The following is a 19,587-nucleotide window of genomic DNA, read 5'->3' as shown; positions in this document are numbered from 1 at the left end:
ACTGTTTAGCACCTCGCTTACTGTGTTATTCCAGACCTACCGTCCAACCTTCAGTCCAGTTGTTATCAGCAGATACTGCACCAATGTGCGTTGTTGTATCAAAGAAACCGTCGATTGCTTTAACGTCTGTCGCTGTGGTTGTATCGATAGTAAAAATACCATTTACAACTTGCGTTTGACCTGTAGCAACTAAGTTACCTAATGTGTTTGTCCACCAGTTCTCAACACTGAAATCTACACCGCTTGGGTCTTTGAAGTTTTCAGAACATGCAATCACTGATGATTTAATCATTAACGTACCATCTTGTGCATTCTTAACTGTTTCACTTTCACCAGAAGCAGCGCCTTCAATCTCAAGACACTCGCCCATGCCCTCAGGACCCGTTACGATTGCGTTATAGATTTGCGCGCCAGTTCCTTCACGGAAGTACATACCTTCACCGTCATCTTCACCTTTAAAGGTGTTACCGATAATTGTTAAGTTAGCGATTGTTGGGTTAGATTTAGGTGTTTTAGAAGGTGAAGAACCATCGTTGTCGGCTTCGATACCGCGGTTTGCATCTGAGTTATCAGCTGCTTGCTTAACAAGGATGTGCTGCATTTTACCTTGGAAACCATTGTCCCAGTCGATGCTGTCATCTTGAATGCTTGTTAGTACTAAGTACTTCGCTTGTACGTTACCACCGAAGAACTCAACACCGTCATCCGCATTTTGGTGAACTTGCACATACTCAACAGTAGTACCAGAACCAACACCACCGAACGTGATACCGTTTAATTCGTTATCTGGTGCGATTTCGTAACCACCATTCATCACACGAACATAGCGAAGCGTACCTGAGTTATCTGTTGTATCAGTACCACCGAACACCGCACCTGACTCAACACCTTCAACTTGAAGTGCACAATCGCCTTCTGCTGGACACTTGTTTGATGGTGCGTTACCAAGAAGAACTAAACCACCCCATTGACCAGCGGCTGTAGTACCACCCATAACATCTTGGCTTGAAGTGAACGAGATTGGCTCATCTTTAGTACCATTAGCATTAATTTTCGAACCACGGCTAATTACTAAATAATCATCACCTGTACGGCCATATACTGTTACGCCTGGCTCGATTGTTAAAGTAGCTGAATCAGCATTATCTTCACCTACAAATACTGCACCACTTAATGCGTAGTAGTTACCCGCAGTAAGAGTTAAATCAGCGGTAATGCGACCAGACACTTCACATGTTGTTGTGCTGCCATCAACTGGAGAAATTGACGTTGTACCTGATGGACAACCTGCTACAGCTGCTGGTGCAGTTACTTCACCGCCGCCGTAACCAAATGCCCAACCTTCACGCCAGTCATCTGAGTCATTTAATGCACCAACAAAGTCAACTGTATCAAAGAACGCATCAACAGTATTTGCTACATCTTGGCCCGCGCCTAGTAATGGAGAACCCGCAATTGGTTGACCGTTTGCACCAAGCATTGGCTTATCATTGATTACGTTACCAGATTGTGCTGTAAACCACGTTTCAAGCTCTAGTAATGAATTACCGCTACCATCAACTGGGTTTTTGAAGTTTTCGCCATTGGTACACGACATAAACGTGTTTTGCATTAAGATAGTGCCATCGTTAGCATTGTTAACTGTTTCGCTTGCACCGTCTTCAGCACCTTCAATTTCTAAACACTCACCCATTTCGTCAGAGCCAGTGATCACAGAGTTGTAAAGGTGTAAACCTGTACCTTCACGAAGGTAGATACCTTCTGCATCGTCTTCACCATCGAAGTTGTTACCGATGATTGTTAAGTTAGAAATGATTGGTAATGATTTTGGTTCTTTAGAAGGTGTGCTACCGTCGTTATCTGCTTCGATACCACGGTTTGCATCTGTTGAATCTGGATCTTGTTCAACATAAACGAATTGCATTTTACCTTGGTAACCATTATCCCAGTCGATGCTATCATCGTCGATGCTTGTTAATACAACGTGCTTCAGATTTACCGCACCACCGAAGAATTCAACACCATCATCTGAGTTGTTGTGAACTTGTAAGTACTCAACCGTTGTACCAGAACCAACAGCACCAAATGTAATACCATTTAGTTCATTATCTGGTGCAATTTCATAACCCGCATTTTTAACAACAACGTACTTTAAAGTACCTGAACTATCTGTATTGTCTGTACCGCCGAATACAGCACCTGATTCAACACCTTCAACTTGTAGAGCACAATCGCCTTCAGCAGGACACTTATTAGAGATACCGTTACCAAGAAGCACCATACCGCCCCATTGGCCAGCTGATGTTTCTTCACCAATTACGTCTTGTTTAGAAGTAAAGATAATTGGGTCATTTTTCGTCCCTGTCGCTTCAATTTTTGAATCACGGCTCACTACTAAATAATCAGAACCATTGTTACCAAATACAACGGCACCTGGTTCGATAGTTAATGTTGCACTGTCTGCTTTATCGTTACCAACGAAAACAGCACCATCAAGGGCCCAGAATGCGTCTGTCGATAATGTTGTATCTTCTGTGATTACACCTGAAAGAACTTGTACTGTTATATCGCGACCTAATGCAGCAGATACTTCGTTCGAAAGGCTTTGGCTGTATACACCGGGTAATTCTTCCGTGGTTGGTGGTGTAGTTGGGTTAGTAGGTGTAGTTGGTTGTTCGACCGTTTCTTCTACGTTGATGTTGATATCACCACCGCCACAACCTGCTAGTGAGATTGCTGTCGCTACAAGACTAACCTTGAATAAGCCAGATAATTTCATTGTTCACTCCGTTAAGATAGATATTTAATTATTGTGTTAGCGCATAAACTCAAGTCACCAAAAAGCACTGTAAAGTAATGCTTTTGGGTCACTTGAGTTTTAAACTGCGACTACCTTACGGGAGCTGTATGACAAAGTGGTTACATTTTAATAAACATAAAATGACAATGTAATTGACTTTAAAATTAGAGGGTTAACTTAAATTAAACAACGGAAAAAAGCCGCCCGAAGGCAGCTTTGGTGTTGCGATTATAATTAAGTTATTTTGTACGCTTGCCTGTTGAATACAAATTAGAGCAATGCGGTACGTAACGTTTCGGCGTGTACTTTTTCACGCTTCACGTACTTGATCCATTGCTCAGCTAAACGCTGTGACTTTTTGTGCTTTTCCGCTTGCTCAAACGCTAAAATAGAGGCATCAAAGTTTTGTAAATTGTACTGTGCCATTCCTAAGGCTACATACACATTCGATTCAAACTCTAAGCCGCCTTTATCAAGTGCTTTACGGGCTGCATCTGCTGCTTCGTCGTATTTTTCAAGGTTAATGCTCACCTCTGCGATACGCTGGTCGTACTGACCGTGCGGCACTAAGTCAGCAGCTTTAGCAAAATACGGCAGTGATTTTTCGTCTTCTTTTGCTTGCACCATGGCTTCTGCAACAAAAGCATAGTTTTTATCAGATTGTTCAACGACACCGTCTTTCATGGCTTTACTCATCACATTCGCCGCTTTATAAGCAAGACCGTTGTATAAATACACTTGTGATAATTGGCGTAAATCAGATTTAGACTTTAAAAAGCCTTGCTGATACGCGGCTTCTAACACTGCTAACTGCTTTTTCTCTGCGCCTGTTTCACCATACATACCACCTAATTGAACCCAGTACTCAGGTTTATTGTATAGCTTCACTAATCGCTCTAGCACTTCAACCACTTTGTCAGATTGATTGAGTGAGTAGTACATTGCACGTTGTAAAATTAGCCAGTTTTCTTTTGGCATTTCACCTTTGCTGTCAGCTTCTGCAATAGCAAGGTTTATGTTTTCAATGCCTTTTTGATAATCTTTAAGCTGATAATAAGCTTGAGATTTTAATACGTAATACGCATCTGTTTTTGGCTTATCATTGATTTTATCCCACTGTTCCAAATACGTAATTACTTTATCGTAGTCACTATTTGCCATCGCTAATTGCGCTAAACTAAACGTGGTACTTACGCGCAATGTTTCAGGGATTTCTTCTTCTGCCACGACTTTTTCGAACGACGCAATTGCTTTACCAAGATCGTTTTCGTTGTAGTAAATAAAGCCGTAGAAATTATGCATCATAGCAATTTCATACGAGTTCATACTTGATGAACGCTCTTTTATGCTATCTAAGGCAGCAAGACCCGCTTTTGCATCACCATCATCAGCCAGCTTTTGAGCACGCGCCAATTGGCTATACACTTTTTCACGCAGTGCGGGTACGCGTTTGGTTTTTTGCTCTTCGGCATAAGCTGTAGCCAATGTTACCCCAGGTAACATACTAACAACGCTTGGTACTACAAGGCTGCTTGTGAAAGCAGCCGCGCAAATCACGGCAACTTTTAAAGGTTTCATAATCGCATTCCTCTTCTCTAACCGTTAATCTGGAAAGAAATTTTGTTCTGTACGCCCGCCACTTCAACGGCTTCACCGTTAACAACGCGCGGTTTATATTTAAATTTAAGTGCAGCATCCATTGCAGCGCGGTCAAACAGTGACTCAGGTTCCGCTTTAATCACTTTAGGGTCACGCACGGTGCCTTGCTTGGTTACTGTAAACTCAACAATTACATAACCTTCGATACCACGCGATAGTGCTCGGCGCGGATATACAGGCGCTACCTTTACAATGGGTAAGTATTCACCGTCGCTTGATTCAAGTGCTAAACCACCGGATAAGTTAACGTCAGCTTCAACGCTTGCACCAAAGTCAAAGTTTGCATTGCTTGCATTGGGATCACTGTTTTGCATTTGCGGTGATTCCATTGGCGGTGGTGGCTCTTTTGGTGTTGGTGGTTTTTGTGGTTTGCGCTCTTTCTTTTGTACCGTCTCTTCTTTTTTCAGACGAACAAAATCAAGTACGTTCCCTTTTACTGGCTCAGACATGGCCCCTTCACCGCCGGTGATCAGCGCCTGCATGCCTAAAAACAGCATAACAGTCACGATACCAGCGATGATTAATGCAACTATATAACGCATCGCTCACATTCCTTATGATGCTTCTTGCGCAGCAATCGACACATCAAATGCGCCTGCAGCTCGCGATGCATCCATAACTTTAATCAGTACATCGGTTGTGGCTTTTTTATCAGCTTGAATAACCACGCTACCTTGAGGGTTTTCAGCTTTTAAGCGCTCAATATTTGCTTGTACCGCACGGATATCTACTTGGCGTTTGTTAATCCAAATTTCACCCTTGTCTGAAATAGCAACTAAAATGTTGGCACGCTCTTTTTTCACAGCGGTTGCCGCTTCAGGGCGGTTAACATCAATACCGGCTTCTTTTACGAATGATGCTGTTACGATGAAGAAAATAAGCATGATAAAAACAACGTCTAGCATTGGTGTCATGTTGATTTCTTCTGCATCGTCTTCTTGAAATAAGTTACCTAGTGGCGCTCTCATTATTTGTCTCCTAGTGGGTGGTGTTTTACATCACCCTAAAATTCATTTAGTGGTCTAAGACCATATTGTCTTCAAGTAATTGCACTTCGCGTTTTGCACGACGTTGTAAATACGTTGATGCAAACACCCCTGAAAGTGCACCCACCATGCCCGCCATTGTTGGGATAGTGGCTTTAGACACCCCTGACGCCATCGAACGCGCACTGCCTGTGCCTGTGATTGCCATTACATCAAATACTTCGATCATGCCGGTAACAGTACCTAACAGACCTAAAAGTGGACATAACGCAACCATTACGTTGATTAGCGCAAGGTTATTATTTAGTTGCATGCCAGCGCGTGAAATCATCGCTTGGCGAATTTGCTCTGCGTTCCAGCTGTTACGCTCTGCTCGATTGTTCCAAGTGCTTTTTACGTCTTTCTTGTAGCGTTTAAAGCCACCAAAGAAATACATAAAACGCTCAAGTATCAATAACCACATCGCGAAGATGAGGACCCCGATGACCAAGAGAACTTGGCCACCCGTGTCGAGGAAATCACGTAGAGCATTGATTGCATCAATCAATAGCACCATGATTTACGCTCCTTTCTCGCTTCGCTCTGCAATGATACCTGCGCTTTGCTCTTGTAAAATTAACAGCATGTTTTTAGAGCGCGTGTTAAGAAGTGTGTATAAAAATACCGTTGGAATAGCCACAACCAGACCCAGTACTGTTGTTACAAGTGCCTGAGAAATACCACCAGCCATTAGTTTAGGGTCACCTGTACCGAACAAAGTAATAGCCTGGAAGGTATTAATCATACCGGTTACCGTACCAAGTAGACCCAATAACGGAGCTACCACAGAAATAATCTTAATGAGCGTTAGGTTACGGGTAATTTTTGGCATTTCACGAATAATTGCTTCGCTTAATTTAAGCTCAAGAGTGTCGTACGCTACATTTGGGTATTGATCTTTCACTTTCATTACACGACCAAGTGGGTTGTCATCACGTGCAACCGTGTCTTTAAGCTGACGACGGATTTTGCCACCCATAATCATCAGTGATACAAAACGCTCAAGTGCGATTAATAAGGCAATTAAACCAACACCTAAAATGATGTAACCGACAGTACCACCTTGGTGAACTTGCTCTTCGGTGTCTGGAGCTTGAACTAAAAGACCTAAGATTGAACCACCTGTTGGGTCAAGTGCAAACGGCACAACACCTGAGTTAGCTTGTTGAAGATCCGATGCCGTCGCTGTGTATCGGCTGCTTGGTTGGCGAGTAAGCTGGCTGATTGTGTTGGTCGCTGGCGTGTACTCTAGGTATTTACCATCCGCGATTAAGTTAAATGCACCAACACGCACCACTTCTTTTTGTGCTTTGCTGCCACCTTCAACAATAACATCCGTCGTAAAGCGAGACACTTTACCCTGCTCAGTCATTTCGCGTTGTAATTCAAACCATACTTTTTCAATATCATCGATTGAAGCAAGCTTCGACGTTGACCCCATTTTTTGAGCAAGCTCATCCATGAAGTTACTACGACCTGGTAGCTCAGCAGAAACAACAGAGGTCATGAATTTGTTGCTTGAGTCACCCGCAACTTGCTGTAACACACCGAATAGCTCTTTAAGTGAACCCATGCGGTTTGAAAGTGTCTCGGTTAAGTTAGCAAGTTTTACTTCGTTTTCTTCAAACTGCGTTTCTAAACGCTCCGACTCGTTAAGCATGGCATTACGCTTTGCTTGTGTATCTTTAAGCATTTGCACTTGTTCGTTTTGGCGCGCCATGAACGCTTGCTCACGTTGTTTATTCTCAGCGCTTTGTTGTGCTTTACCTTGCTCTAATGTTTTTAGTAATGAGTCTAAATCCATTGGCTCAGCAGCAAAGCTACTACCCGCATAACCAAGGCCAGCTGCAAACACGGCCATTTTTGTCATTGTCGTTAATAATTTCATCTCAAACCTCTTATTCAGCAGCGTGGACTGGCAGTGTTAACATATCTGGGGCAAGTTGCTTACGCGCGATACGTAAACCTTTACTAATTTGACTGATTGCAGAATCGGGTAATTCAACAAACGATTTTGTTTCTTTATCCCAGCTACCTGCTTTTTTGCCGTCGCGTGTTAAATAAATAAGCTCTAAACGGCCGATACGTAAAAAGTCAACTTCGCGCTCTTGACCATCAACATCAAGTAATGCGGTGTACGCTTCGATAGTACGACCGTAATCAACTTCTACTTGGTAGGCTTCCAGTAAGCGGCGGAATTTTTCACTTGATGTGATGTCTGCGCGGTCCATCATTTCTTTTAATGAGGCAATACGCTTGCTACGTTCTTCAGTTAAGAAAGGCACGTCGAGTGCAACAAATTGGTCAAGGCCTGTGATCATGCGCATCATTAACGGCGTGATTTGACGCTCGATAACCGATACCTGATCCATAGACTCGTTTAACGCGTCCATTTCAGCAATTTGGTTATTTAATTGCTTAGTAAGTTGTGCGTTATAAACAGTTAAACCGTCAATTTCTTTGTTTAGGGCTTTGAACTGTTGTAAACGACCTTGCATTGAATCTGCAATCTTGTCGATTTTAGTTTGTGATTGCGCAGCAGATTTGTTTATCTCACTACTTTTATCAATTACTTTATCTAGATCGTTTGCATGTACTGCTGCAGATGCCGCTACAATACCTGCTAAAATCAGTGGTTTAACGCCTTTCATCGCATACACCTTTACTCGTTAAATTAGCTTAATTTGCTAGTGGGGTTGTTTTAATGAGCGAAAGTCTAACGATGAAAAATGACAAGCGTGTTGCGTAAAAAATACAAAAATATGACAGCTGTAACAATTCGTTTATGTTGGGCAAAAATAAGGGGGAAATCTCGAGGATGTGCCTTATAAGTTAGGCATTTATAAACATCTGGGGCAATTATTTTGAAATTTCAGTTAAAAAAATGACATTAAATTTAAGCTTTTAGAAAAACTCACGGCAGCGCGTTTTTGCACAAAGATGCGTTAATCGGTACTCGCCAATAAAAAATGAGTTTGCATTACACATAACTACGCCAAATAAATAATGTTAGTTATTCACCAATTAAGGTTTAATCGTTGGATATGTCTCAGTGCCAAACTTGATAGTTAAAGCGAGCCTAATATGACATTTTTAAATGATCGCTGTGTGGCCCAATTACAATGCCAAATAAACCTTTTAAGTAACTAATATCTCGCAGCGCTGCGTTTTAACTGTGACAAGATGTTATCAGTCAACTTTAACCAATTTGTTTCATACTCCCACGTCCTTTTAAAGTCGTCATTGCTCCTTGAGCTTTCAAGCATTTCTCTAAAATCGAAGACATCGGCAAAATTATCATTCGTAACATCATACCTTCCATAGCCCCGGGATTCAGGCCCGATATATTTCAAATAATTAGATTTAAAATCCTTGATAGCACTTACTAATTCCTCCGAACCATTTAGTTTTTCTTCTAAGTACTCTTTTTCAAGGTCTGTAATCGAACCAGTCGCTTCTAAAGTACCAGATTGGTTTATTGATATTCCCCAATTTTTATAGGTCAATGAAGTCGCTTGATTATTTATATCTGAGAGTAATGCATCGTAAGGAGAAAGCATTTTTTCCACAGCCTTCGGTACACTCCCACCAGGCATATATAATTCGCCAGTCGCAACAGCAAGTTCATACATAAAGCCATCAACCGTTTTAGTCATGTCTATTTTGCTCGCGGTCATTGTCAGTGGCTTGCTATATGTTTGCTCTAGTTCAGGTGGCTCGCTTTTGTGATATATGTCATCCGCCAACTTTTTCAGCTCAGTATTTAAAAGAGCCTCCCCATCTTTGGGTGATTCTAATGTCACATTGTAATTATTTAGTGGTTGCGGTAAATTTTCAGAAATAACCTTCACAACACGTCCCTGTTTCAGTGATATGATTTTGTATCGGCCTATTTTTATAATTCTTTAAAGCTTAAATGCTGCTAGTTTGATGTTAACTCATCACTGGACAGAAACACGTTAGATATTTATTCGGTAACGCCTTGCTCACCGGAAAATTGCGAGCGCAGCGAGTAATTTTTCCGAGTGCAGCAACTTGTTATGTTACTTACCGCCGCGCCCAAAAGTAGTAATCCTATTTTCTGTTTTTCTAATCCGAATTCGACTATCTTTATGAACCATTCTTTGATGGCAATCTAGACAAAGGCTAATCATGCCTTCAACTGTTGACGGGCCGCCTTTTGCATATTCGAAGATATGGTGGGCTTGAACACTATTTGTCGAAGCACATAATTGACAAATTTCAAGATCAATAAGTCTTCTCTGCTTTTGGGCCTTCCGGTGGTCATAAGGCCTACTCATCGTCATCCTCAAACCAGTCGTCATCTAAAGGAATATCGTCATCGTCAAACCATTCCTCTTCAGGTTCGTCAGATGCTTGCGACGTTACTTCTATTTGTGCTGGCGTTGAGTTATCAATAACACCAAGCGCTAAATTTTCAACTCTACGTTTAAGCATTGGCTGAAGAGATTCAAATGGCCCTTCAATTCCAGTTAAATCTTCAATTTCACCACTTTCTTCCAGCTGGTTTAATTTTTTTAAGATTTTCTTTACAGTTTCTTCGTTTCCCACAAAGGCTACGTTAGTTGCCCACTTTTCATCATCAGACATAGCTAGCAACCCTCTTTGGCTGGGAGTTGAACACTAATTCTGGATTTTGAATCGTATACTTCAATTTTGCCTATGCCTTTACTAAGCAAAATCACAAAGTCATCGTTTAATAATGGAAGTTTATTTTTGAAATCCTCCACCTTGTAAATGACAAGCTTACCAGCTTTTTCAATAACAATTGCTTGGTCGTTAAACTGACTACCTGAGTGGACTGTTAGTTTTTCAAACTGCTTAGAAAAAGTTGGCTCCCCCAGATCAAAGCCGAATACTTTATAAACTCTGAAGTTACCACTCTCTTCTTGTATGATCATCTCTTTGCCGTCAAATAAATAGAGAGAATCACCTTCCTTAAGCACTTTAAATCTATATTCTTTCATGTGACTCCTAAATTAATCTAGTAACATAACGCCCGCATAAGGGGCTGATTAATGTTTGGCTAAAATGTGAAGCGGAGCGGAACCGAGCCAAACTTTAGCAGTCCCGTGCTTAATGCGCTTGTTATGTGCTAATTGGCTAAGCCTGCTTTAAAGTTTGATAAAACTTTCTTCTTTAACTTGCTATCATCTAAAAAGTTAAGAAAGCTCGCCTTTATTTTGATTTTATCTTTATAGCTTTGATTTAATTTTTTTATTTTACCTTTATCAGTCTGTTGATAGGAATGTCCAAATTCGTTTAAAAAGCATATAGATAGAAGGTGTGTACACCGAAGTATATTTAAGGTTTTATCTTTATCATCATTGTCAATTTTAGAAAAATACTCGATGACTCGTCTAAGCGGATCGTAACTGTGTTTTAACTTAGGAACAAACTCATCAAATTCAATAACTTTGTTGTTACTTACTACCCATCCGCTAAATCCTTTAAGTTCATTACGGTAAAAGTGGTTCGAATCATCATCTTGCTTATACCCCAATTCAGTTAATAAGTTGGATTCACAAAAAATATTTTTAAATGTTTTTACATAAAGTAAAAAAGTAATATCTTCTTCATCTGCAACCGTTGAGTCCATAGATAATAAGTCTTCTTCTGTTTTTATGCAGAAGTGAATTAAAACAAGAAACCTATATATGAAGCTGTTGAGGTAGTATTGGTTTGTCTGGAACCACTCTTTCTCACTAATGTTATGGTAACCCTTAGAAATATTTTTATTAAAATTAAAAATCCTGTAGTTAAACTCCTCTGCGGCATTTAACAAAGGTACTTTTGTTTTCACAATCTCTTCTTTTAGTAATTTCTTTTGTTCGAATTTATATTCTTTTTGAAGTTTGTAATTTAATGAATAATTTTCATGGAAGACTTTAAACAACCAACCTAGTCCAAATATAAAAAGAGAAGTAATAGCTGAAACGATGGCTGCTTGAAGTTTTACATCTAATTCTAAAAAGTTCACTTGTATTCCTTTACTCGATTCTTGCCAACTACTGAAAGCACATAACATGTTTATAGCGAGCGAATCGCGCGTTTTTCTACCACAGCGTCGCTCGCTTTTCTGAATGACTCATTTGTAACAAACTTCTTAACTAATTGCCATTACTACTAAAATGCAGTAGTTCTAGCTTTTGTCTCAGGACAAAAACGAGCGATTGGGTCGTTTTACTGACTATGCAAGCAATATACTTTGACGAAATAGAAAAGCAATTTTGAACGGCCGAAGTTCGCTTTTTTGAGTAATTCGCCTAAACACGTCTTGGGGCAGTTATGAGTTAGAGTCGACGGGCGGTTCGGTGCCATGAGCAGACACTGAAGATCTTTAATGTCTGAAATCAAAATTTGGGTGATGCCAATCATACTCATTGCTAGGTCACAAAAAGTGGAACGCCAAGAAAAGCTCGCATGGATAGTCGCCTGTTTGTTTATTAGTTGGTTTTGTTTACTCTTATTTATGTTGATTGCACCACTTAAGCATAATCAAAAATAGTAATTTGGTGTTGTTCGCGTGTTAAATTAGGTTTTGATTAATGGCTTTTATAACGGCCTGAGTGCGGTCTTTTACATCTAATTTGGCAAGAATTTGTGACACATGATTACGAATAGTCCCCTCAGAGTTATCTAATTTTTTGGCAATCATTTTGTTTGGCATACCCAAAGACAAACACTGCAATACGGTTTGTTCTTTGTCCGTTAAGCAGAGCTGAGGGCTTAGTTCCTTTTTGAGTAAAAAATCAGTCACCGCACTTTGCAATACTCGCTCACCTGCAACGACCTGCTTTATAGCGCTAATGAGTTCTTCAAGTTCAATGTTTTTAAGCACATACCCACGAGCACCTAGGTTAAGGGCTTTGACTAATACATCACAATCTTCAAATGTGGTAATGATCAGCACAGGGGTTTTATCACCCTTTTCACGCATTTTTTGCAGCACGCCGAGCCCATCTAAATTCGGCATTCTCATATCGAGTAAAGCAATGTCAAAACTATGCTCAGCTAATAGTGTAAGCGCTTGCAAGCCATCTTCAGCTTGGGCTTCGATATTAATGGCGCTATCAAGGTTAAGTAAATTAGCGAGGCCTAAACGAACTAATGTCTGATCTTCAACTAGTAGGCACTTTATCATGGCTTTTTTCTTCTAAATTTAGTGGTAATGTCATGGTATTGATCAGTGTTTCTTGCTCAAGGTGTTGTGAAAATTCACCGCTAAATTGTGCCATTCGCTCATTTAATCCTGCTAATCCGTTCCCTTGTTTTGGTAAATGGGTCTCTGGTTGATTGTGATACGCTTTTGCAACTAACAGCAGCTGTTCGCCAACGTGGGTGACATTTACATGCAAAGTAAAATGGTTTGCTTGGGTATGTTTAAGGGTGTTGCTGATCATCTCTTGGGTAAACCGCAATACACAAAGGGCGTAGTCTTGAGGGAGCTGCTCTGTCTCCTTACTTAGTTGGAGATCACAGTGTAAATTAGGTGTTAGTTCGCAAATCGCCTCAAGAGCTTGTTTAAGTATCGTTTTGTCATTGCGTTGAGTGGAAACGATTTCGCGCACTTCTGCCAATACTTCTTGGCTAAGTTGGTGGCAAAGAGAGAGGGTTTCAACGGTGGCTTCATTTGCTGCTCTTTTAGCAAAATCTAAATTAATGCTGAGCGCGGTAAGCTTATGGCCGAGTGAGTCATGGAGCTCGCGTGATATCTTTTGTCGCTCTTGCGCTGCATGCATCACCCCCATCATGTGTTGGGTGGCTTTTAACTCTTTGTAGTTTTGGCGGGATTGGTAATGTGTATTTAAACTTTCGACAATCCGGCGACTGACAAACCAATTCATCAAGCAAAAGAAAAACCAAATTGTAAACGTGATCCAAGGAATGCCATTTTCCCAGCGCGCATAATGCGTTAAACCATACACCAGCATGGCGGCCACAACGCAAGCCAGTATTTTAGGAAGCGAAAAATGAGGACTAAAAACCGCGGTAAACATCACTAGGTGGATAAAAACTAAGGACGTTGAACTCAGTTGTATCATAACCAAAATAAGCAGGAAATAGCCAAGTGCTACGCCGTGAACAAATTTATTGGGTTGTTTTAACACATACAGCAAAATGGCTAAAATGGAACCACTTACTATGACTTGCAAATATAGTGCTAATTCTGAGTTTGCATAATAGGCACACGCCGATGTCACCCCAAGCCACGATGCCAATGTTGAGAAATGCCAATCGGTTGTATGTCGTATAGTTGATTCCATTACTATGACCATATTTTTTTAGCAATTATTGCAGAACTCGCGATTTAAAAACAGTGACATCTGTCATAGCTCGGGCTATGAGCTTTGTGACTAGTGCCATTATGCCTCAATCATTTATGCTTTATTAATAAAAATTAGTTGGGCACATTAATGAATAAAGACAGTCGATTACATTACATTGATAATTTACGCAGCCTCGCGCTATTGCTCGGCATAGTATTTCATGCCGCTTTAGCCTACAGTCCGTTCTTTAGCAATATTTGGTTTACGGCAGACCCAAGCACACATGGTCTATTTGATTATATTACGCATACGCTGCACTTATTTCGGATGCCGTTATTTTTTATTATTGCAGGGTTTTGCAGTGCACTTTTAATAGATAAATCGAGCAACGCGCGATTTTTACGCCATCGCAGTCAACATATATTACTGCCTTTTATTGTTTTTTTACCGCTAAGCTTTGCTATTTACTACCATGCCTTGAGTTTTGGAGCCGATATAGCTAATCCAATACCGCCAATTTTTGCTGTGTTTCAAGTCATTAAAGAGCCTGTTGTTAGCACTATGCACTTATGGTTTTTGTGGAATTTATATCAGTTTTGCTTAATTCATTGGTTGTTGAAAACAACTAACTTATTAGGTAATAAATTCGATGCGCTTAGCGTTCACCCTTTATTTATGTGGGTTGTACTTCCCATCGTGTTAACGCTTTCATTAATGGGGCAATCTATTCCATTCCCAGCTCCCGATAAGCTCACGCCACAGTTGTGGTCGTATGGTTTTTACGGCAGTTTTTATTGTTTAGGAGTAGGGCTTTATAGAAAACAACAGCTCATTTCGTCATATCATAGGTACTTATGGCCTCTTATTTTGGGTGTTGCAATATCACTGACTGGCTATTTTTCTTTATTACCAGCCGCGCCAAGCTTAGATGAAGTGATTGCTGCCGCAACTACGGGGTCTTTTTCCGCAGCGGGAGAGCTATATGTATTGCATGTTTTATCACAAGGACTGAGTGTTATTTTGTTAACCGCCATAACGTTTTTACTTGGGCATCGTTTTTTAAATCACAAAAGTAAGCTCAGTCGCAGCATATCAAATGCATCATATTGGATTTATTTAATACATGTGCCAGTGCTGATTTATATTCAGATGCCATTGATTAATACTAATTTGCCTGTTTTAGTAAAGTTTATAGTTAGCGTGGTTGTAACATTACTTATAGGTCAAATAAGTTATTTATTATTAGTTAAAAATACATGGTTTGGCGCACTACTTAACGGTAGGCAAACCAAGAGAAAGATAATACAGTCAGCCTAAATGTCGTCACTTGGTAATGACTTAAAAGCAGCAAAACTGACACATTAAGAGCTACATCAAGAGATACTATTATGCATGCAATAACAATCAAATCGTCAATCGCCACGATTCAACAAGGGACAATCAAAGCCGACGGTAGATTTTGGCTAACCAACACCGATATTCATTTTGCACCGTTTAATGCGCAATTTGGGTTAGGACCTTATATGTTTGCACAGCGTGAAATTGTCAAAGTGAGTAAGTGTACTGGTAAAGTTGCAGGTATTTTGCCTTATACACGTGATGCAATTGAAATCATATTAAAAGATGGTAATAAATATCAATTCATTGTGTCAAACGCAGATGAATGGATTAAATTACTTACTCATAGTGCATAGCGCAATCGCTGGTAATTCATCAAAATAGCTATTGTTTTAATGTACCTAATAATGCACGATAAAAATATGACGCTATTTTAATTTGGTATTCAGTGAAGTACATGGATTTAATAAATATGCTTTTGCTTAAGCTCGGATTGGATAAAAAGCTCATCCACTCATCGTGTTAGGGAAAAAACTATCAAACAACAATAACGCGGTAGTTAAGCCGCTTGAGTTATATTGTTTTTCGCCTGATGCGTATTTCGACGATATTAGTAAGTTTGAGAAAGACAATTGTTTTATTGAGTCTTTGGACGATATAGCCCCTGTTAACGCATTGGTGAGAGCGCTGAGTAGTGCAAATGCCGTTGTTTGTATTGATAATCGCTCTGAGCCTTTGCTTGTGTTGCCACTATTACAAAAGCTCGTGCCCATTCGTTTTGAAAAAGCCAACGAGGATCAAATCTTGACTTCAGACATCAAAACTTTTGATTGACTGCTTCGCTCAAAACAGATCTTTAGATTATTTGCGTTAACCCATAATGAGGCAAAGACGAGTAATATATCTCGTCAAAGGTCAGGAACGCGTTGAGTCTATGATCTATAACCCAACGTAAACGGGCTTAAAATAGTTTGCTAGAATAGTGAGAAATTCAAAATAAACTGTTTTAAGACCCAGTTTAACTATTTGTTAGCCTTGCAATTTAATTAAGGAATCAAGTTCTTTTAGTAATAATAACTCTACGGTCTTTTTCTCCATTTTTGCCAACTCTTCTAAACTGTAATCTTTGCCTATTTCTTTAGCTAAAATGTAGCCTAGGTAATAACCTCTGCGGTATGGCAAATTTGTCTCATCTTTTCTGAAACTAAAGAATGCAGAGTATGTTTCAGGATTTTTCGAGTAAAATTTTCCTTTTAGATCAGTCAGCGAATAACGCAGTCTAGAACGGACATTTTTAATCATATTTTCAGGTATGTTTAGCATCAATTCATCATTACTCGCAGACGAATTCAGCTGGTGTGACACGTACGTTGCTAAGCCCTCAGTCCATAGCGAGCACCAGAGTTCATCATTACATTGAAAAAAGTTTTCATGGTAAACATGAAATAGCTCATGATGAAAAAATGGGGTGTCATTCTTCCAGTTATGGTATTTAGCCATCAGATCTACACCAAACATTAAGTAAGATTTGCCATTCAAATCACGTGTTGCCCCATTAAAGCCACCGAGCGAATGGAGTATATATATTGGTGTTTCAGATTTAAAATCTTCAAAAGTAGCAATAAACGAGTCCATGCTACCCTTTAAATTTTTAGATAACTCTCTGTTTTTTAATAAGTATACGTCTTCTATCTCACTGAAACTTTCAATGGATTTAACAAAGCTCTTATTACTATAGAAAGGCTCAAACTGAGAGGTGAAATATTGTGAAAACTGCTCTGCTCTCTTTTCAGGGGATAACGTTTTGCTTGACTGATATACAGAATAAAAATCATCAGCAAGATTAATTATTTCGTAGGTAGCTGATTGGTCTTGGCCAAGTGTTTTGAATGATAACACTCCAAATAAAAGTGTTGTTAGCAGATGGATTTTATAAAAATTTCGCATAATCTAATACATATTATTGATAAGGTTAACGCCATTTAAGCGGCAAATTGCTGTTAGCTAAAATAGGCAAGACACGAACAAAAAGTTCACGACAATTTGTCCAACTTAGAATGCCTTGTTAGGCATTTACTGCTTTATTTCTTTCCATGTGTCTGCGCCGTCAAAATATCTAATTTTAAGAGCGCTAAGAATATTTGCATTTACTAAACGAAAATTGACAGCCATTTTATCTTTATTGCCAAGTTCTGTTGGTGTGTAATGAGTTAAACAACCGCAGTTATTACAGTGATGGAATTCAATGGTTTTATCACCCCAAGAATATGAAGCAATAGAATTATCTATCGTAGTAAATTTAACGTCTTTGGGTGAAAAGTAAGCCCATAAAGATGCATACTTACTGCAAGCAGAACAATTACAACTTGTAACCGTATCTGTGATTTCAGGAACCGCTATTTTAATGTTGCCACAATGACAACTTGCTTCGATCATTCCGTGATTCTCCTAAATACCTAACAGGTATATATCGAGCTAGTCGGTCATTTTTATACCACGCTGAAGCTCAATTATCTTAAAGACTTATTATTAACAAAGTTATTAACCAATTACTATATATAAAAAGTTGGTTGCTCTTCTTTTTCCATACTCACAAAACGAGTGATTGGGTCGTTATTTTAACTATGCAAGCGCTCAAACCATAACAATAGAAGAATGTTTCAATATTACTCAACTAATTGATTGCTCTAATAAATAATTAGTCAAAAAAGTGATATGAAATTTTCCTACTCCCCCTCGTTAAATGACCCCCCTCTTAAAAAACAAAAGAGCTGGCTTTGAGACTATATAAGCGAAAGGATCTGCTGATAACTGGCTTCCCAATCAAGGTAATTAATTGGGATTACATGGTACTCCCCTTTATTTTCGAGCACTAAAGAAGGAAAGCCTTGGATTGGCAGTGAACGCGCTGCGTTTATTTCAGCCATTAATAACGCATTGATAGCATCACTTTGAATAGCTTTAATAAAGACTGTTTTATCTAAGCCTATTTGCTCTGCTAGATTAGCAAGGGTGCTTATGTCAGATGGGTTTTGTGCGTTTAAGTAGTAGGCTTTTTGAATGGCAAAGAGCATTTCGGGCTCTTTTTCGTGTTGTCTTGCAACAAGCACCGCACGACATGCTGGATAGGTAGAGCGGCGTGGTTGAGCTGTATGCCAAAAATCATGATTAAATTTCGTACCAAGCTGCTGCTCAATTCGATGCCATGTTTGCTGTAAAAATTGCTGCATGTCTAAAGGCATTGGCTCATCGCTATCAGGTGCAAGCCCCCCTACTTTATACTCAATGCTGAGTTTATCGGTTAACGCAGCCTGCAGTTTTAACCACGTTTCTCTGTACCCCCAGCACCAACTGCACATTGGGTCGTAAACATATATTAATCTGGCCATTTACTCGTCTTCTTGTTTATTGGATACAACAGTATTGCGCCCTGCCATTTTAGCCTTGTAAAGATTATCATCGGCTCGCTTAACAGCCTTACTAAACTGACTGGCGTGATTTAAGCTCGCGATACCAATACTACAGGTAATAGACACGGCCATTCCCACATCATAAGCTATGCGCTTATCGGCAACATGGGCACATAATTTTTCAGCAACGCGATGGGCTGTTTTAAGCTCGGTATTGGGTAATAAAATTATAAATTCTTCTCCCCCATAGCGTGCTTTTATATCGGTCGTGCGTAGCTTATCGAAAAGCATAGACGTAAAGGCAATCAAAACCTGATCGCCAAAATCATGGCCGTAGGTATCATTAACTAATTTAAAGTTATCTAGATCAATTAACAATATCGACATGGGTAAATGACTTTGTGCATCCGATTCTAAGCGTGGACAAATATGCTCATAAATATAGCGACGATTGGCAAGCCCGGTGAGTGGGTCGGTTAAAGCGTCACGCTTTTCAATAAGGGTAATATCAGCAATTTTTTGATGGCTTTTTTGACGGAAAAATTCACTGATCCCAGAGAACAAAATAACCAATGTGAACGAGGCCAAAAATCGTGTCATTTCAACATGACCATAGCTTACCTGACCAACATCAGCACCAAACAACAAAAGTGTAGTGCTTAAGTACATAATGGCCACAAATACACTACCCACTTTAAGCCCTAGCGTTACATAGGCAACAACCGGATAAAACATTAGCCAATACAATGCTGTATTTTCTTTACCTCCGGTATACACCAGTGAGATACACAACAGCATAATAATTAATAAGATAATGCAGGCGATTGCAGTGAGATTTCCCGTTCGAAAGTAATAAAGTAAACACCCGACGATGGCTATATCGCTTATTAGCAGCATCACTGTAAGCGGTAAGGCATACACCTGATAGTTCAAAATGAGTAATGTGGTAATTAATGCTATGGCAAAAAAGGCCATGGTAAATAACGTGAAGGCACGGCGTTGTTTGTCCGCCGTGTCGACACTTTTTAAGGTAATGGCACTAAGCCAGTTTTGATCCAAAAGTG

At 39.8% G+C, this 19,587-nt stretch carries 22 protein-coding genes; 4 read left to right on the top strand and 18 right to left on the bottom strand.

Annotation, left to right across the window (positions count from 1 at the left end):
- Nucleotides 1–25: 25 nt before the first annotated feature.
- The 12 genes from BM378_RS09930 to BM378_RS09875 all read right to left on the bottom strand — a co-directional run bounded on the left by BM378_RS09930 (nucleotide 26) and on the right by BM378_RS09875 (nucleotide 11,485).
- On the bottom strand, nucleotides 26–2,779 hold the full coding sequence (locus BM378_RS09930) for a beta-helix domain-containing protein (protein ID WP_074989096.1): 2,754 nt from the start codon (nucleotides 2,777–2,779) through the stop codon (nucleotides 26–28).
- 291 nt (nucleotides 2,780–3,070) lie between these two features.
- A complete protein-coding gene (locus tag BM378_RS09925; protein WP_074989095.1) occupies nucleotides 3,071–4,378 on the bottom strand; it encodes a tetratricopeptide repeat protein in 1,308 nt (435 codons plus the stop codon).
- A gap of 17 nt (nucleotides 4,379–4,395) precedes the next feature.
- Nucleotides 4,396–5,001 carry an energy transducer TonB gene (locus tag BM378_RS09920; protein ID WP_065979085.1) on the bottom strand — a complete coding sequence of 202 codons (606 nt, stop codon included), beginning with the start codon at nucleotides 4,999–5,001 and terminating at the stop codon, nucleotides 4,396–4,398.
- Between the two features lie 12 nt (nucleotides 5,002–5,013).
- Entirely contained in the window at nucleotides 5,014–5,427 is a 414-nt protein-coding gene (locus tag BM378_RS09915) for an ExbD/TolR family protein (RefSeq protein WP_063707380.1), read from the bottom strand.
- A gap of 46 nt (nucleotides 5,428–5,473) precedes the next feature.
- Nucleotides 5,474–6,001: a MotA/TolQ/ExbB proton channel family protein gene (locus BM378_RS09910; protein WP_065979084.1), complete on the bottom strand. Its 528-nt coding sequence runs from the start codon at nucleotides 5,999–6,001 to the stop codon at nucleotides 5,474–5,476.
- A 3-nt stretch (nucleotides 6,002–6,004) separates the two neighbouring features.
- Nucleotides 6,005–7,372, bottom strand: coding sequence for a MotA/TolQ/ExbB proton channel family protein (locus BM378_RS09905; protein WP_074989094.1), 1,368 nt, complete (start codon nucleotides 7,370–7,372; stop codon nucleotides 6,005–6,007).
- 10 nt (nucleotides 7,373–7,382) lie between these two features.
- The gene (locus tag BM378_RS09900; RefSeq protein WP_074989093.1) at nucleotides 7,383–8,135 is read right to left on the bottom strand and encodes a DUF3450 domain-containing protein; all 753 of its coding nucleotides are present in this window, start codon (nucleotides 8,133–8,135) and stop codon (nucleotides 7,383–7,385) included.
- Between the two features lie 495 nt (nucleotides 8,136–8,630).
- Nucleotides 8,631–9,335, bottom strand: coding sequence for a hypothetical protein (locus tag BM378_RS09895; RefSeq protein ID WP_051501846.1), 705 nt, complete (start codon nucleotides 9,333–9,335; stop codon nucleotides 8,631–8,633).
- Between the two features lie 192 nt (nucleotides 9,336–9,527).
- Nucleotides 9,528–9,785 carry an HNH endonuclease gene (locus BM378_RS20735; RefSeq protein WP_074989092.1) on the bottom strand — a complete coding sequence of 86 codons (258 nt, stop codon included), beginning with the start codon at nucleotides 9,783–9,785 and terminating at the stop codon, nucleotides 9,528–9,530.
- Complete coding sequence (locus BM378_RS09885) at nucleotides 9,778–10,095, bottom strand: hypothetical protein (RefSeq protein WP_074989091.1); 318 nt, start codon at nucleotides 10,093–10,095, stop codon at nucleotides 9,778–9,780. The genes BM378_RS20735 and BM378_RS09885 overlap by 8 nt, the downstream gene beginning before the upstream one ends.
- Nucleotides 10,096–10,097: 2 nt before the next feature.
- Nucleotides 10,098–10,472: a hypothetical protein gene (locus BM378_RS09880; protein ID WP_074989090.1), complete on the bottom strand. Its 375-nt coding sequence runs from the start codon at nucleotides 10,470–10,472 to the stop codon at nucleotides 10,098–10,100.
- Nucleotides 10,473–10,600: 128 nt separating this feature from the next.
- Nucleotides 10,601–11,485 (bottom strand): hypothetical protein, encoded by an 885-nt coding sequence (locus BM378_RS09875; protein WP_074989089.1) that lies wholly within the window; start codon nucleotides 11,483–11,485, stop codon nucleotides 10,601–10,603.
- Nucleotides 11,486–11,848: 363 nt separating this feature from the next.
- Between BM378_RS09875 and BM378_RS20405 the strand changes: the two genes are divergently transcribed.
- Nucleotides 11,849–12,013, top strand: a complete 165-nt coding sequence (locus BM378_RS20405; protein WP_177222583.1) for a hypothetical protein — start codon at nucleotides 11,849–11,851, stop codon at nucleotides 12,011–12,013.
- Nucleotides 12,014–12,034: 21 nt separating this feature from the next.
- On the opposite strand, the gene BM378_RS09870 is transcribed toward BM378_RS20405, so the two are convergent.
- Entirely contained in the window at nucleotides 12,035–12,649 is a 615-nt protein-coding gene (locus BM378_RS09870) for a response regulator (RefSeq protein WP_036971875.1), read from the bottom strand.
- Nucleotides 12,627–13,772, bottom strand: coding sequence for a sensor histidine kinase (locus BM378_RS09865; RefSeq protein ID WP_036971877.1), 1,146 nt, complete (start codon nucleotides 13,770–13,772; stop codon nucleotides 12,627–12,629). Before BM378_RS09865 ends, BM378_RS09870 begins: the two co-directional genes overlap by 23 nt.
- Before the next feature lie 150 nt (nucleotides 13,773–13,922).
- Between BM378_RS09865 and BM378_RS09860 the strand changes: the two genes are divergently transcribed.
- The 3 genes from BM378_RS09860 to BM378_RS09850 all read left to right on the top strand — a co-directional run bounded on the left by BM378_RS09860 (nucleotide 13,923) and on the right by BM378_RS09850 (nucleotide 15,947).
- Nucleotides 13,923–15,092, top strand: a complete 1,170-nt coding sequence (locus tag BM378_RS09860; RefSeq protein ID WP_036971879.1) for an acyltransferase family protein — start codon at nucleotides 13,923–13,925, stop codon at nucleotides 15,090–15,092.
- Nucleotides 15,093–15,163: 71 nt separating this feature from the next.
- The gene (locus BM378_RS09855) at nucleotides 15,164–15,469 is read left to right on the top strand and encodes a hypothetical protein (protein ID WP_036971881.1); all 306 of its coding nucleotides are present in this window, start codon (nucleotides 15,164–15,166) and stop codon (nucleotides 15,467–15,469) included.
- Nucleotides 15,470–15,632: 163 nt separating this feature from the next.
- Nucleotides 15,633–15,947, top strand: coding sequence for a hypothetical protein (locus BM378_RS09850; RefSeq protein WP_036971883.1), 315 nt, complete (start codon nucleotides 15,633–15,635; stop codon nucleotides 15,945–15,947).
- Between the two features lie 195 nt (nucleotides 15,948–16,142).
- On the opposite strand, the gene BM378_RS09845 is transcribed toward BM378_RS09850, so the two are convergent.
- From BM378_RS09845 to BM378_RS09830, 4 genes are all read right to left on the bottom strand, one after another.
- Nucleotides 16,143–17,060, bottom strand: coding sequence for a DUF5700 domain-containing putative Zn-dependent protease (locus BM378_RS09845; RefSeq protein ID WP_074989088.1), 918 nt, complete (start codon nucleotides 17,058–17,060; stop codon nucleotides 16,143–16,145).
- Nucleotides 17,061–17,186: 126 nt separating this feature from the next.
- Complete coding sequence (locus BM378_RS09840) at nucleotides 17,187–17,549, bottom strand: GFA family protein (RefSeq protein WP_083422900.1); 363 nt, start codon at nucleotides 17,547–17,549, stop codon at nucleotides 17,187–17,189.
- Between the two features lie 347 nt (nucleotides 17,550–17,896).
- Nucleotides 17,897–18,502 carry a DsbA family protein gene (locus BM378_RS09835; RefSeq protein ID WP_074989087.1) on the bottom strand — a complete coding sequence of 202 codons (606 nt, stop codon included), beginning with the start codon at nucleotides 18,500–18,502 and terminating at the stop codon, nucleotides 17,897–17,899.
- Entirely contained in the window at nucleotides 18,503–19,582 is a 1,080-nt protein-coding gene (locus BM378_RS09830) for a GGDEF domain-containing protein (protein WP_227006863.1), read from the bottom strand.
- Nucleotides 19,583–19,587 lie beyond the last annotated feature (5 nt).

Origin of the sequence: Pseudoalteromonas lipolytica (assembly GCF_900116435.1) — a bacterium.
Lineage (GTDB): Bacteria > Pseudomonadota > Gammaproteobacteria > Enterobacterales > Alteromonadaceae > Pseudoalteromonas > Pseudoalteromonas lipolytica.
The sequence above is the reverse complement of the archived record's forward strand: the minus strand, read 5'-3'. Positions and strand labels throughout refer to the sequence as shown.